General features: G+C 62.6%; 12 protein-coding genes. 6 read left to right on the forward strand and 6 right to left on the reverse strand.

Annotated features, from left to right (window positions below):
• Positions 1 to 23: 23 nt before the first annotated feature.
• From modB to AC07OO_RS10805, 6 genes are all read left to right on the forward strand, one after another.
• Positions 24 to 716 carry a molybdate ABC transporter permease subunit gene (modB, locus tag AC07OO_RS10780; protein WP_495082105.1) on the forward strand — a complete coding sequence of 231 codons (693 nt, stop codon included), beginning with the start codon at positions 24 to 26 and terminating at the stop codon, positions 714 to 716.
• Positions 713 to 1,804, forward strand: a complete 1,092-nt coding sequence (gene modC / locus AC07OO_RS10785; protein WP_495082106.1) for a molybdenum ABC transporter ATP-binding protein — start codon at positions 713 to 715, stop codon at positions 1,802 to 1,804. Before modB ends, modC begins: the two co-directional genes overlap by 4 nt.
• Before the next feature lie 184 nt (positions 1,805 to 1,988).
• A complete protein-coding gene (locus AC07OO_RS10790) occupies positions 1,989 to 3,557 on the forward strand; it encodes a S10 family serine carboxypeptidase-like protein (RefSeq protein ID WP_495082107.1) in 1,569 nt (522 codons plus the stop codon).
• Positions 3,558 to 3,658: 101 nt separating this feature from the next.
• Positions 3,659 to 4,762 carry a sensor histidine kinase gene (locus AC07OO_RS10795; protein WP_495082108.1) on the forward strand — a complete coding sequence of 368 codons (1,104 nt, stop codon included), beginning with the start codon at positions 3,659 to 3,661 and terminating at the stop codon, positions 4,760 to 4,762.
• Between the two features lies 1 nt (position 4,763).
• Positions 4,764 to 5,861, forward strand: coding sequence for a hypothetical protein (locus AC07OO_RS10800; protein WP_495082109.1), 1,098 nt, complete (start codon positions 4,764 to 4,766; stop codon positions 5,859 to 5,861).
• On the forward strand, positions 5,845 to 6,609 hold the full coding sequence (locus AC07OO_RS10805; RefSeq protein ID WP_495082110.1) for a LytR/AlgR family response regulator transcription factor: 765 nt from the start codon (positions 5,845 to 5,847) through the stop codon (positions 6,607 to 6,609). The genes AC07OO_RS10800 and AC07OO_RS10805 overlap by 17 nt, the downstream gene beginning before the upstream one ends.
• A 66-nt stretch (positions 6,610 to 6,675) precedes the next feature.
• On the opposite strand, the gene AC07OO_RS10810 is transcribed toward AC07OO_RS10805, so the two are convergent.
• The 6 genes from AC07OO_RS10810 to AC07OO_RS10835 all read right to left on the reverse strand — a co-directional run bounded on the left by AC07OO_RS10810 (position 6,676) and on the right by AC07OO_RS10835 (position 12,408).
• Complete coding sequence (locus AC07OO_RS10810) at positions 6,676 to 8,769, reverse strand: M13 family metallopeptidase (protein ID WP_495082111.1); 2,094 nt, start codon at positions 8,767 to 8,769, stop codon at positions 6,676 to 6,678.
• Positions 8,770 to 8,811: 42 nt separating this feature from the next.
• Complete coding sequence (locus AC07OO_RS10815) at positions 8,812 to 9,354, reverse strand: DUF1697 domain-containing protein (protein WP_495082112.1); 543 nt, start codon at positions 9,352 to 9,354, stop codon at positions 8,812 to 8,814.
• A 10-nt stretch (positions 9,355 to 9,364) separates the two neighbouring features.
• Positions 9,365 to 9,835: a GNAT family N-acetyltransferase gene (locus AC07OO_RS10820; RefSeq protein WP_495082113.1), complete on the reverse strand. Its 471-nt coding sequence runs from the start codon at positions 9,833 to 9,835 to the stop codon at positions 9,365 to 9,367.
• Between the two features lie 15 nt (positions 9,836 to 9,850).
• Positions 9,851 to 10,219 (reverse strand): PDZ domain-containing protein, encoded by a 369-nt coding sequence (locus AC07OO_RS10825; protein ID WP_495082114.1) that lies wholly within the window; start codon positions 10,217 to 10,219, stop codon positions 9,851 to 9,853.
• 65 nt (positions 10,220 to 10,284) lie between these two features.
• Entirely contained in the window at positions 10,285 to 11,520 is a 1,236-nt protein-coding gene (locus tag AC07OO_RS10830) for a urate hydroxylase PuuD (RefSeq protein ID WP_495083334.1), read from the reverse strand.
• Positions 11,521 to 11,757: 237 nt separating this feature from the next.
• Complete coding sequence (locus tag AC07OO_RS10835) at positions 11,758 to 12,408, reverse strand: glutathione S-transferase family protein (protein ID WP_495082115.1); 651 nt, start codon at positions 12,406 to 12,408, stop codon at positions 11,758 to 11,760.
• Positions 12,409 to 12,437 lie beyond the last annotated feature (29 nt).

The following is a 12,437-nucleotide window of genomic DNA, read 5'->3' on the forward strand; positions in this document are numbered from 1 at the left end:
GCCAATTGCATAATCGACCGGCCATGTCCATCCCACTGTTTGAACCCGAGGCCCTGCAGGCCATCAAGCTCACACTGCAGCTGGCCAGCCTGACCACGTTGTTGCTCTTGCTGGTGGCCACGCCCATTGCCTGGTGGCTGGCACGTACGGCATCCTGGTGGCGCGGGCCGGTGGGCGCAATCATCGCCCTGCCCTTGGTCTTACCACCCACTGTGCTGGGGTTCTATCTGCTGGTCACGCTGGGACCCCATGGCCCAATAGGCCAACTGACACAAGCCTTGGGCTGGGGTCCCCTGGCCTTTACCTTCTGTGGCCTGCTACTGGGGTCGGTGATCTATTCCATGCCCTTCGCCGTGCAACCCATTCAGCATGCGTTTGAGGCTATGGGCGAGCGCCCTCTGGAAGTGGCCGCCACGTTACGCGCCAGACCGCTGGACGCCTTTTTCTCTGTCGCGCTGCCGCTGGCACTGCCGGGCCTCTTCAATGCGGCCATCATGAGCTTTGCCCACACTGTGGGCGAGTTTGGCGTGGTGCTGATGATTGGCGGCAATATCCCCGGCAAGACGGGCCTGGTTTCAACGCAAATCTATGGCCATGTGGAAGCATCGGAGTACACCCAGGCCCACTGGCTGGCGGGCAGCATGCTGCTGTTCTCTTTCCTTGTGCTACTAGGCATGAACCTACTGAACCGCAGAGCCACGCGGGGCATGGCATGAACGCCACCGACCGCAGCCACATCCGCCTCCAGCTCACCCGCCCGGCCTTCACGCTGGATGTGAACTTGGACTTGCCGGGCGAAGGCATCACCGTTCTGTTTGGCGCATCAGGCTCGGGCAAGACCAGCCTGCTGCGCTGCGTGGCCGGACTGGAGCGCACGCCCGGTGCAAAGGTATCCATTGCGGGCCAGACCTGGCAAGACGATGCGGCCGGCATCTACCTGCCCACCTGGCAACGCCCGTTGGGCTATGTGTTTCAAGAGGCCAGCCTGTTTGCGCACCTCAATGTGCGCAAGAACCTGCAGTTTGGACTGAAGCGGTCTCACGCACCGGCCCAGGCCGCCGCCTTGGATGCCGCTATCGAATTGCTGGGCATAGCGGGCCTGCTGGATCGCAACACCAGCGCGCTATCGGGCGGTGAGCGCCAGCGCGTGGCCATTGCCCGCGCTTTGGCCACCCAGCCGCGCCTGTTGCTGCTGGACGAGCCGCTTGCCTCGCTGGACGCGGCACGGCGCCAAGACATCTTGCCCTGGCTGGAGCGGCTGCGCGACGAGCTGAAGATCCCCATGTTCTATGTGACACACGCCTCCGACGAAGTCGCCCGCCTGGCCGACACCTTGGTGGTGCTGGATGCCGGCAAGGTCCGCGCCTGCGGGCCGGTGACCGAAGTCTTGGCCTCTGCTGACGCCACGATGGTGCTGGGCGACGATGCCGGCGCCCTGCTGGACGCCACTGTGGCCGAGCGCGACGCGCGCTGGCACATGGCACGGCTGGCCTTCCACGGCGGCAGCTTGTGGCTGCGCGACACCGGCTTGGCCCTGGGACGCACAGCACGCGTGCGCGTGCTGGCCCGCGACGTCAGCGTGGCCACGCAGGAGCCACAGCAGACCAGCATCCAGAACCTGCTCCCCTGCGTGGTGCAGTCCATCGCCGCCGACACCCACCCATCACAAGCCCTGGTGCGCATGGCCTGTGGTGACAGCACGCTGCTGCTGGCCCGCATCACGGCGCGGGCTGTGGACGCACTGCAACTGGCGCCCGGCATGGCGGTGTGGGCGCAGGTGAAGGCGGCGGCCTTGGTCGAATAGCGAAGCGCCAGCACCCGCCTCCCTGGCATCTTTATCCCCAGATTCCGGGTATTCATCCCCGTCACAACCGGTTTCGTCCATGTCCGCCCCTAGCGGCACGGTGCTCCTCATACGCTTGTCGGTCATTTTCGATCAACGCAACGCATAAGGTAGCCCGATGACGACGGTCAACACCATTTGTTCTATGGCACTCACAGGTGCCCTCTTGTTCGGTCTCTCAGCCTGCGGGGGTGGCAGCAGTGGTGCCAACTCCACGGCCCCTGCCACTCCCGCAGTGGCTCCGACCGGCCCTTCCGCATCCTCCGACAGCCCCTATTGGGACCCGGTGGGCTATTCGGATGCGGCCGGTGCCAGCCTGCCAAGCGCTACTGAAGCTGCCGCGGTCACGCACCACCAGATCACGGTCAACGGTCAATTGATCAAATACACGGCGACAGCGGGCCACCTGACGGCGACCAATCCCAAAACCGGTGCACCGGAAGCGTCTTACTTCTACGTCGCCTACACGGCCGACAACGCCACCGCGGCCAAGCGGCCGCTGACAATTTTCCTGAACGGAGGGCCAGGCAATTCGCAGGCCGTGCTGCATATCGAATCCTTTGCACCCCGGCGCCTGGTGACCAATGTGCCCAGTCTGGACGAGCCCACGTCGCCACAGTTGGTGGATAACCCGGACAGCCTGCTCGACATTACCGACATGGTGTTTCTGGATCCAGTGGGTAACGGCTATTCCGAGGCAATTGCCCCCAACACCAATGCCACGTTATGGGGCGTGGACGCCGACGCAGCCTCGCACAGCAACTTTGTGACACGCTACCTGACGGTGAACCAGCGCTCCAGTTCGCCGCTGTATCTGTACGGGCATTCGTATGGAACGGCACGCGCCGCGCTGATGGCGAAGATACTGGCCGGCTCCGGTGTCCAGGTGGCCGGGCTGGTGTTGAACTCAGCCCTGCTCAACGCCAATACCAGCTGCCAGTACTACGTGCTGACCCAGGGCGCAGCGGGCAACTGCGGTGGAGAACTGCCCACCTTCGCGGCCATCGCTGCGTACCACAAGGTGACGACGCCAGCCACCGCAGACCTGCCGGCCTATTTGCAGCAAGTTCGCACATTGACCGCAGCGAGCTACATTCCGGCAGTCACCGCTTTTGCCACTACGCACACGGCGCCAGACCAGAGCTTGACCACGCAACTGGCGAATTACACCGGTATTGCCAGTTCCGTGTGGCAGACCCGCATGGGCCTTGCCGGGATCGACTTCACCACCCTGCTGCTGCCCAACCAGGTGATCGGTTTACACGAATCGCGCGTGGTTGTTCCACTGGCCAGCCCATTGGCCAGCAATGGTCAAGACCCCTCGCAGAACTACCTCAACGCCACGTTCGGAAATTCCTATGCCAACTACGTGAGCCAGGAACTGAAATACAGCAGCGTCAGTGCCTCCGCCGACAGCCTGCCGAATGTGCGGGCTTGGAACACCAGCCACAACGGCAGCCCGGTAGCAGACGCAGTTCCTGATTTGGCTAGTGCCCTGGCCCAAAACCCCTCGCTCAAGATACTCGCGCTCAACGGCTACTATGACCTCGTCACACCGTTCTACCAAACCGAATTGGACATGGCTCGCCTAGGGGCCAACGCAAACATCCTGTGGAAATACTACGCAGCAGGCCATAACACCTTCCTGGACAACACCGCCAGACCGCAGATGAAAGCAGACATGGCGTCCTTCTACCAACGCAGCGCGCAGTAGACCGGGAACCCCCTTAGCCCATGCCGCGCGCAGCGCGCGCCGGCTCGGCTATGATGCCCGGCGCGTCCGTATTGAGAAGCGAAAAAAGGCAAGCAGGGACCATGCTACAGCGCAAACGCACACAGGCGGGTCCCCGGCGATCGCTGCTGCAGTTGCTGTTAGGTGACCCTGGGTCACCGTGGCGGCTCATTGTGTTGGGCGCCGTCGTACTGCACCTGCCTGGCTACCTTGGAAACCTGCTGTTCAACGAACATATCGGGGATTGGACCCGCCATGGCATCGGCTATGTCTACTTTATGGTGGAGGGCTGTGTAGCCTGGGCCTGCATCCGCTGGCTGAACCCATGGCTGGAGCGGTGTGGGCTTGTCTCGCTGCGCATGCGGCTCCCTATCGGCCTGCTGGCCATAGGCCTGGGCAGCACAGCCAATTTTTTCATGGTGTACAGGGGAGTTTTCCCTTTGCTCATGGGGCGGCCGATCAATCCTGCCGCCGTTTTTCCATGGTGGTTTCACGCTACTGCGATCACTGCAGCTGTCTATGTGTGGCTGCTGCTGGGTTCTGCATCTGCATCTCAAGCGGGCCGCATCAACCGTGCATTGCAAGACACCGACCAATTGGCGGCGGACCTGGCCCAGGCCGAACTCGCCATGGTCGAGGCCCAGATCGAACCCCACTTTCTCTTCAACACCTTGGCGCATGTCAAGCGGCAGTACCGGCTTGACCCCGACGCCGCCAACCACATGCTCAGCGATCTGATCGAGTACCTGGACCGCGCTCTACCTGCATTGCAGCGCACGGATTGGACCCTGGGCGACGAGCTGGATCTGGTCCAGGTCTATCTGGAGATTCTTTCGCAGCGCTTTGGTCAGCGTCTGCGCTTTGAGATCACCACTCCCGCTGCCAGCAGAACCTTGGCCCTGCCAGCGCTCACCATCGCCACGCTGGTGGAGAACGCGGTGCGCCACGGTCTGACGCCCAAAGCCGGGGTTGGTACGGTTTGCGTAGCGGTGAGCCACGGTGCAACCCATCTGGAGATTCAGGTTCGCGATGACGGCCTGGGCCTGCGCCAAGCATCGGGCAGCGGTCTGGGTCTGGCATCGGTGCGGGCACGCTTGAAGAACACGTTTGGCGACCGCGCTCGCTTGACCGTGGAGCCCCGGCACTCTGGTGGCGTGCTGGCTTCCATCCACGTCGCCACGACCTGAGATGCACTCGATCACTACGCCATCCGTGCTGTCGTCGGCATGGCAATTCACACGAAGCCGATTCCAACGGCTTCGATACGGTGCAGCGGCGGCAGTGTTGGTTCTGGTGTTTGCCGTTCTGTGCAACGACATGGAGCAAACGCCACAGCACTTGCAGCGCCTGAACGCGCTGGGCGTCGAAGCGTTTCTTGTGCATTGGTTGGGAAAAAGTCTGTTCCCGAGCCTTGTTATTGCCACGGTCATCCTGCTGGTGCTGCGCATCAGCGCGCCCAATGGCAGGAGCATGACGCAAAAGCCCATGCGCTTCCTTGCCTATCTGGTGGTTGGCACGGCGCTGGGCGTACTGGTGTCTTGGCAGCTTAGCGTGTACCTGGGGCGGCTTCCGTCCTTTATTTCCGACGACATGGATTGGCTCAAGCTGTACAGCGGCTGGACCGATTCCATGCTCTGGGGCGGCCTGTTCGGCTGGATGTACTTTCTCTACCTGCGCCGCCAGGAAGACCAGGCTCGGTTTGGCATGCTGCTGGCGCGGCGAGCGCTGCTGGCACGCCAACTGGCACAGTCGCAGATCGTGGCGGCACGCGCGCAAGTGGACCCGGCGATGGTGGTGCGCATTCTGCGCGAAGTGCGCACGCGCTATGACCACGACGGCCAAGCGGCGTCTCGCTTGATGGATCACATGATTGACTATCTGCGCTTGGCCTTGCACCGCGTGCGTGAACCGCAACCCCGGCTGACCCAAGAGCTGCCGCTGCTGCAAGCCTACCTCGCTTTGCGTGGTGCAGAGACCGGGCGGCAGCTGCACCTGCGCAGCGGTCTTTCGACCGAGAGCCGGCCCGCTGGGCCGGTATTCCTGGTCGCGCGGGACATGCTGGAAGCTGTCATCCAAACCACACAAACCGGCATTGAGATGCAGATCAGCCCAGCCGCAGACCATACCGTCGTGGCATTGCACACAGGCGGCGAATCCCTGACGCCAACGCAATGGGAGCGTCTGCTGACAAATCTCCAGGCGCGAATAGCCGGGGGTGCCAACATGCTGCAATACCAAACCTTAGCAGGTCAACACACTTATACCGTCTATGTCCCCACCGTCTAACGCCTCTTGCCAGGCATTGATTGTTGAAGATGAACAGGCCCTGGCTGATGAGTTGCAGGACGCGCTGGCGCAGCTGTGGCCCGATCTGCGCATTGTGGATACCGCGCCGGATGGCGCCAGCGCCCTGCGCCTGTTCGAGCGCCACGCGCCCAGCATCGTGTTTCTGGACATCCAGATACCCGATCCCAACGGCCTGGAAGTGGCGCGCCTGATTGGTGACCGCGCCCACATCGTCTTCATCACCGCCTACGACGCGTTTGCAATCGAAGCGTTCGAGCGCGGCGCGGTGGACTATGTGCTCAAGCCCATCAGCCTGGAGCGGCTGGGCACCACCGTGCGACGCTTGCAGTCCAAGCAGCAGCAGGCTCCCGCCAACCTGATGCGCACCGTTGAGCAGCTCCAGCCACACACCACGCGCAAGCGGCCGCTGCGCTGGATCACCGCCAATGTAGGCCGCGCCATGCGCCTGATCGCCATTGACGATGTGGTGTTTTTCCAATCGGATGCAAAGTACACGCGGGTGGTGCTGGCAGATTCGGAGGTTTTGGTCAAGAAGACGCTGAAAGAACTGATGGCGGAGCTGGACCCCGACCAGTTCTGGCAAACCCACCGCTCGACCGTAGTCAACGCGCTGGAAATCGCCGCCATGGAGCCCAACCTTGCAGGTCAACTGACCATACAGCTCAAGCGGCGGCGTGAGCAGTTACCTGTGTCGGAATCGTTTGTGCAGCGGTTCAGGCAGATGTGAGGTGCGACTCGACTCTCGACAACGCCAGCCCGCCGCAGTGCGGCCTGATGCGCCACAGTCCGTCGATCACCACACCTTGCACGGCTTGGCCACCGTCATTGCCGCACCGGGCTTGCAAGCGAAGGCCTGACCGAACTCGGGCAGGTTGACGACCACGCCATTCACACGGTACTTGCCCGGCGAGTGTGGGTCGGTCGCGGCCTGTACGCGCAGGTCTTCGGGGCGGTTGTTCTCGCAGGCCCATTGGGCAAAGCCGATGAAGAAGCGCTGTTCGGGTGTGAAACCATCGCGGCTTTCAGGTTTGACGAGGGTGGTCTGCACCTTCCATGCCGTCCAGGCCAGCACCATGCCGCCCAGGTCGGCCATGTCTTCGCCCAGCGTCAGCTTGCTGTTGATCTTGATGTCGTCGACCACGGTGTACTTGGCGTACTGGTTGACGATGCACTGGGCACGCTGCTGGAATTTGCTGTTGTCTTGCGGCGTCCACCAGTTCTTCAGGTTGCCCTTGGCGTCGAACTGGCGGCCTTCGTCGTCAAAACCATGGATCAGCTCGTGGCCTATGGTGCCACCGGTGTTGCCGTAGCCGGGCGCATCGTCCATCTTGGGGTCAAACAACGGGGGCTGCAGCACACCAGCCGGGAAGTTGATGTCGTTCATCTGCGCACTGTAGTAGGCATTCACCGTGGGTGGCGTCATGCCCCACTCGCCGCGGTCCAGCGGCTTGCCGATCTTGTTGAACTGGCGGCGCACTTCGAACTGCATGGCACGGCTGACGTTGCCGTAGAAGTCATTGCGGTCAATCGACACGCTGCTGTAGTCACGCCATTGGTCGGGGTAACCGATCTTGTTGACAATGGCCTTAAGCTTCTCGGTAGCCTTCAGCTTGGTGGCAGGGCTCATCCAGTCCAGGTGCTGCAGCTCGTCCTGCATGGCCTGTTCGATCTGCTCGGTCATCACCAGGGTCTGTTTTTTCAGCTCGGGGCCAAAGGCGCGGTCCACGAACTCCTGGCCCAGGGCTTCACCGAGTTGTGCATCCACCAGCGCCACACAGCGCTTCCAGCGGGGTTGCTGCAGCGGTGTGCCACGCAGGGTCTTGCTGAAGAAGTTGAAGTTCTCGGTGACAAAGGCACTAGACAGCGCCGTCGCCTGGGCGTGGGCCACATGCCAGCGCAGGTAGACCTTGATGTCGTCCAGGCTCGCGGACTGCCAGTGGCGGGCCAGGACTTTGTAGAACTTGGGCTCGGTCACGTTGAGTGCGCCATCGCGCTGCAGGCCCACGGTTTGCAGATACACGTTCCAGTCAAAGCCGGGCGTCAGCTTTTGCAGCTGGGCTACGTCCATCTTGTGGAACAGCTTGTAGGGGTCGCGCTTGTCCACGCGCGACAGTGTGGCGCGGGCCAGCGTGGTCTCGGTGCGCAACACCAGCGCGGCGTGCTGCTGGGCCAACGCGGGCGCTTCGCCCATCAGCTCGAACATGCGGGCCACATGGGCTGTGTATTGGGTGCGCAGATCCTTGGACTTGGCATCAGTCTTGGTGTAGTAGTCGCGGTCCGGCAGGCTCAAGCCGCCGCCGGTGGCAAAGGCGATTACGTTGGAGGACGCAGAGAAATCCTGGTCCGAACCAAAACCGAAGTACAGGCCGTTGTCGGCAATGGACAAATGCAGCTTGGCCAGCACGGCGGGCAGGTCGGCCTTGCTGCGCATGGCGGCAATGCTGTCCAGCACGGGCTGCATCGGCGTGGCACCGCGCTTTTCGACCGCTTCTTCATCCATGCAGGCGGCGAAGTAGTCGCCGATCTTCTGCTGGTTGGCGGTGTTGCCCGCAGTCTTGCGCGACAGCGCATCCAGAATGCCCCACAGGAAGCGCTGGTTGTCTTGGTAGAGCTTGCCGTACACGCTCCAGCGCGCCTGGTCGGCAGGGATGGGGTTGTTCTTGATCCAGCCACCGCAGCTGTATTGGTAGAAATCTTCGCAGGGGTTGGCGGTCTGGTCCATGGCCGACACATCCAGCCCTGGCGTGTAGGGGAACTCGGTCAGCGGCCTGTCTTGTGCCTGCGGCGGTGGGGGCGATGCGCCAGCGGACGCGCTGGTCTGCGCGGCACTGGGTAGGCAAACCCACAGGGCTTGGGAGATCAGCAAGGCAAGGAGGCTGCGGCGCATAAATAAGTACCCAATGTGTTGGATGTTGATGTCAGCGGCTGATTATCCAGCGGACAGACTGGCCAGTAGACCTTGCAGCATGCTGCCGCGGCGGAAGGTCGTGCGGCTGCGCAACTTGCGCTCCAGCACGGTGTTGGAAAACTTGGACTTGCTTTGCAGCGACTGGCAGATCCAGTACAGCTCATGCCCATTGCACTCGAAGTCGTCCTGCGCATTGCGCAGCGGCGCGATGGCAGCATCGTCCTCGACCGTCCAAGCCCGCTGCAAAAAGGCGACGTTGATATCGCCCTCTGGCCCTACGCGGCTGCGCAGTGCGTCGGCCTGGGCCGCAATGGCTTGCAACTGCGGCACGGAACGCACAAACACCTCGGACCGAAAACCTAAGAGCGGCTCCAGCCCCTCTTCCAGGCTGGCGGCCAGGCGCTCGGTTGACAGCTGGCGTGACTGGAACAGCACATTGCCGCTATTGATGTAGGTCTTGGCGGTGGCATGGCCCAGGCTGTGGAAATGGGCGGCCAGGTCCACCATCTTGATGAAGCGGCCCGTGACATTGATGGCCCGCAAGAAGGCGACGTATTGCGGCATCGCAAGGCCCCTAGGTGGCAGCGGGCGCTGCGGATGCAGCCGCACGCACGTAGTAGTTGTCAAACTCGGCCCGCTCCACCAGCACAAAGCCATGGCGGGCATAGAAGCGGTTGGAGTCGCTGTCGCGCAGCGCGCCTACGCGCAGCGGCAGGCCCTGGGCGTCGGCCTCGGCAAAGACGCGTGCCAGCACTGCCGCCCCCACACCCTGGCCCTGGTGGCCGGGCTGGATGTACAAATGGTCCAGCGACAACTGCAGCCCGTCATCCGAAGGTTTGAGCACGTAGAAACCAATGCGCACGCCGTCTTGCAGGATGTGCTGCGTGGCCTCGGGGTCAAAGCCGGCCAGAAAGCGGTCGCGCGCCCGCTGGGGGTCGAAGCGGCCTATGCGCTCCAGGCTTTCGCGCATGGCGGCAATGCGCAGTGCGACCAGGGCCTCGGCATCGTCTGCCGTGACGGATGCGAACGAGAGTGTGGGATGCATGCTGTGTCAACAGACTTACCAGGTCTTGGCAACCGCCACCATGGTGATCTCAACCACCTCGCCGTTGGGGTGCTTGAGCTTCATGCGTACAGATTCGCCAATGTCCTTCTCGATCAAGGCCTGGATCTCCTTGCCCTTGGCGCCAGCCACCACTTTGCCCGCGACCTCCAGCACCATGTCGCCCTGCTGCATACCAGCAGTCTCAGCCGGCGTCTTGGGCGTTACCTTGGCAATCTTCACGGCGCGCAGCGTGGGGTTCCAGAAAGCACCTTCTATGTCGAGTTCGGGGCTGAAACCAAAGTAGCCGCGTTCACCGGCCCAAGCGGTGGCCGATGTCAGCGAGAGCAACAGCGCGAAGACCGCGGCGAAGAGTCGTGTTTGCATGGTGAATAGCGTCCCCAAAAAAAGTGCCGCTACTGTACCAGCCGAGACCTTGGCCTCGGCAGCGCTCAGTTCAGCGCCGCGCCACTTTCAAACCATTGCTTGATAAGGCCGCGCTCGGCATCGGTGATGGCCGTAGCATTGTTCAGCGGCATGGCCTTGGTGACCACCGCCTGCTGGTAGACCGCCTGGGCGTGGAGCTTGAGACCCTCGGGCGAATCCAGCCGCACATTCTTCATCTGCGTCTGCGCACCGTGGCACATATAGCAGCGCTGCTCCAGCACCGGCTGCAAAGCCTTGTAGTCAATTTTGGCGCTAGCCCCCGTAAAATCTGATTGTGCCGCTACTGAATTGGTAGCAGTCGCTGCAACCACTGGTGCGGGCTTGAGCCACACGACCAGGCCCACGATGGCCACTACACCGGTCAATGCATAGGGCCAGGGGTGGCTATTGCGCCCCAGCTTGAAGCCATGGCGCAGCACAAAGAACTGGCGGATGGCGGCGCCGGCAAACATCATGGCCACCAGCACCAGCCAGTTTTGCGGGTGCGTGTAGGTGAAGCTGTAGTGGCCACTGAGCATGGCGAACAGCACGGGCAACGTGAAGTAGGTGTTGTGCACGCTGCGCTGCTTGCCGCGCTTGCCGTGGATGGGGTCCACCGACCGGCCGGCCTTGATATCGGCCACCACGGTCCGCTGGCCAGGGATGATCCAGAAGAACACATTGGCACTCATGCTGGTGGCGATCATCGCGCCCACCAGCAGGAAGGCCGCACGCCCGGCAAACCAGTGGCAGGCCAGCCAGGCCGCCACGGCCACCAGTACGGCGACCAGCGCGCCCACAATCGCGTCGCCGTTCTTGCGCTGGCAAAAGATGCGGCAGATGCCGTCATACGCCAGCCAGAACACCGCCAGAAAGGCCAGCGCCACGGCAATGGCCGCATTGGGCGACCAGTCCATCACCGATTTGTCGATCAGGTAGGTGCCCGCGCTCCACAGGTAGGACACGGTGAACAACGAGAAACCGCTGAGCCAGGTGCTGTAGCTCTCCCAGTAAAACCAGTGCAGGTGCTTTGGCAACTGGGGCGGCGCGCCGAGGAACTTGACCGGGTGGTAGAAGCCGCCGCCGTGCACGGCCCACAGCTCGCCGCTGACGCCCTGGCGTTTCAGGTCTTCGTCCTCGGGCGGCGTGAGGCTGCTGTCCAGGAACACGAAGTAGAAGGAGGAGCCAATCCAGGCAATGGCGGTGATGACGTGGACCCAGCGCAGCAGCAGATTGGCCCAGTCGAGGTAGTAGCTTTCCATTTCGGTCTTACCCTTTGCGGTGCAGGTGTTCTGCACCGGTTGCATGCAAGCTGCTCACCACTGCGGGCGCTGTAAGCAGAAATGGGTCGCGAACTAAGGCAGTTGGAATTTGCCCCGCTCCGCTGCGACGATGGATCAAAGTGTATACAGTTTTTGGAGATATTGGCGATGGCATGGTGCGGGTCCGGCCTAGGGATTACCCTGAAGGGCCCCGCAAACCAAGCAATATCCGGGCCCTCAGTCCTCCGAAACCACGGGTGGCTGGGCCTCTGCCACCCGCATCCACTCCATCACCGCAGGGCGCGCCATCAAGCGCTCAGTCCAAGCCCGGGTGCGCGGCCATGCGGTCAAGTCGGCACCGTGCGTCAGCAAACGCCGGACCACCGGCACAAAGGCCAGATCGGCCAGCGACAAGTCACCCATCAGGTAGGGCCCGCCGCTGCGCGCCAGCTCGGCATCCCACACGGCGTACACGCGCTGGGCCTCGCCGATCTCGGCCTCGGCCAGGGAGCGCTTTTCCGCATGGAAGGAGCTTTCAAACGAAATGTCCGAGCAAAGGCCCGACATGCCCGAATGCACCCAGGCCACCAGGCTGCGTGCATGGGCGCGCTGGCGCATGTCCGCCGGCAGCAGCGTGCCGCCGCCCAGGTCGTTGGCATATTCCATGATGGCCAGTGAGTCGAAGATGACGACATCGCCATCCACCAGCACGGGCACGGCGCCGGGTGGTGAAAAGGCTGCGATCTTGGCCAGGTTGGCAAAGCGTTGCGGGCGGCGGATGTCGACCACCTGCTCCTCAAAAAAGATGTCCTGTTCACGCAGCGCCAGCCATGCGCGCATGGCCCAACTGGAAGCGTTCTTGGTCCCTGAATACAGTATCCGTGTCAAGCGGTGGCTCCTTGGTCGAAATCGTGTTG

This window comes from Rhodoferax sp. GW821-FHT07G04 (assembly GCF_059418585.1).

Excerpts from the sequence above, each read along its gene's own strand:
- modB (WP_495082105.1), top strand. The coding sequence starts at position 24 with ATGTCCATCCCACTGTTTGAACCCGAGGCCCTGCAGGCCATCAAGCTC.
- modC (WP_495082106.1), top strand. The coding sequence starts at position 713 with ATGAACGCCACCGACCGCAGCCACATCCGCCTCCAGCTCACCCGCCCG.
- AC07OO_RS10790 (WP_495082107.1), top strand. The coding sequence starts at position 1,989 with ATGGCACTCACAGGTGCCCTCTTGTTCGGTCTCTCAGCCTGCGGGGGT.
- AC07OO_RS10795 (WP_495082108.1), top strand. The coding sequence starts at position 3,659 with ATGCTACAGCGCAAACGCACACAGGCGGGTCCCCGGCGATCGCTGCTG.
- AC07OO_RS10800 (WP_495082109.1), top strand. The coding sequence starts at position 4,764 with ATGCACTCGATCACTACGCCATCCGTGCTGTCGTCGGCATGGCAATTC.
- AC07OO_RS10805 (WP_495082110.1), top strand. The coding sequence starts at position 5,845 with ATGTCCCCACCGTCTAACGCCTCTTGCCAGGCATTGATTGTTGAAGAT.
- AC07OO_RS10810 (WP_495082111.1), bottom strand. The coding sequence starts at position 8,769 with ATGCGCCGCAGCCTCCTTGCCTTGCTGATCTCCCAAGCCCTGTGGGTT.
- AC07OO_RS10815 (WP_495082112.1), bottom strand. The coding sequence starts at position 9,354 with ATGCCGCAATACGTCGCCTTCTTGCGGGCCATCAATGTCACGGGCCGC.
- AC07OO_RS10820 (WP_495082113.1), bottom strand. The coding sequence starts at position 9,835 with ATGCATCCCACACTCTCGTTCGCATCCGTCACGGCAGACGATGCCGAG.
- AC07OO_RS10825 (WP_495082114.1), bottom strand. The coding sequence starts at position 10,219 with ATGCAAACACGACTCTTCGCCGCGGTCTTCGCGCTGTTGCTCTCGCTG.
- AC07OO_RS10830 (WP_495083334.1), bottom strand. The coding sequence starts at position 11,520 with ATGGAAAGCTACTACCTCGACTGGGCCAATCTGCTGCTGCGCTGGGTC.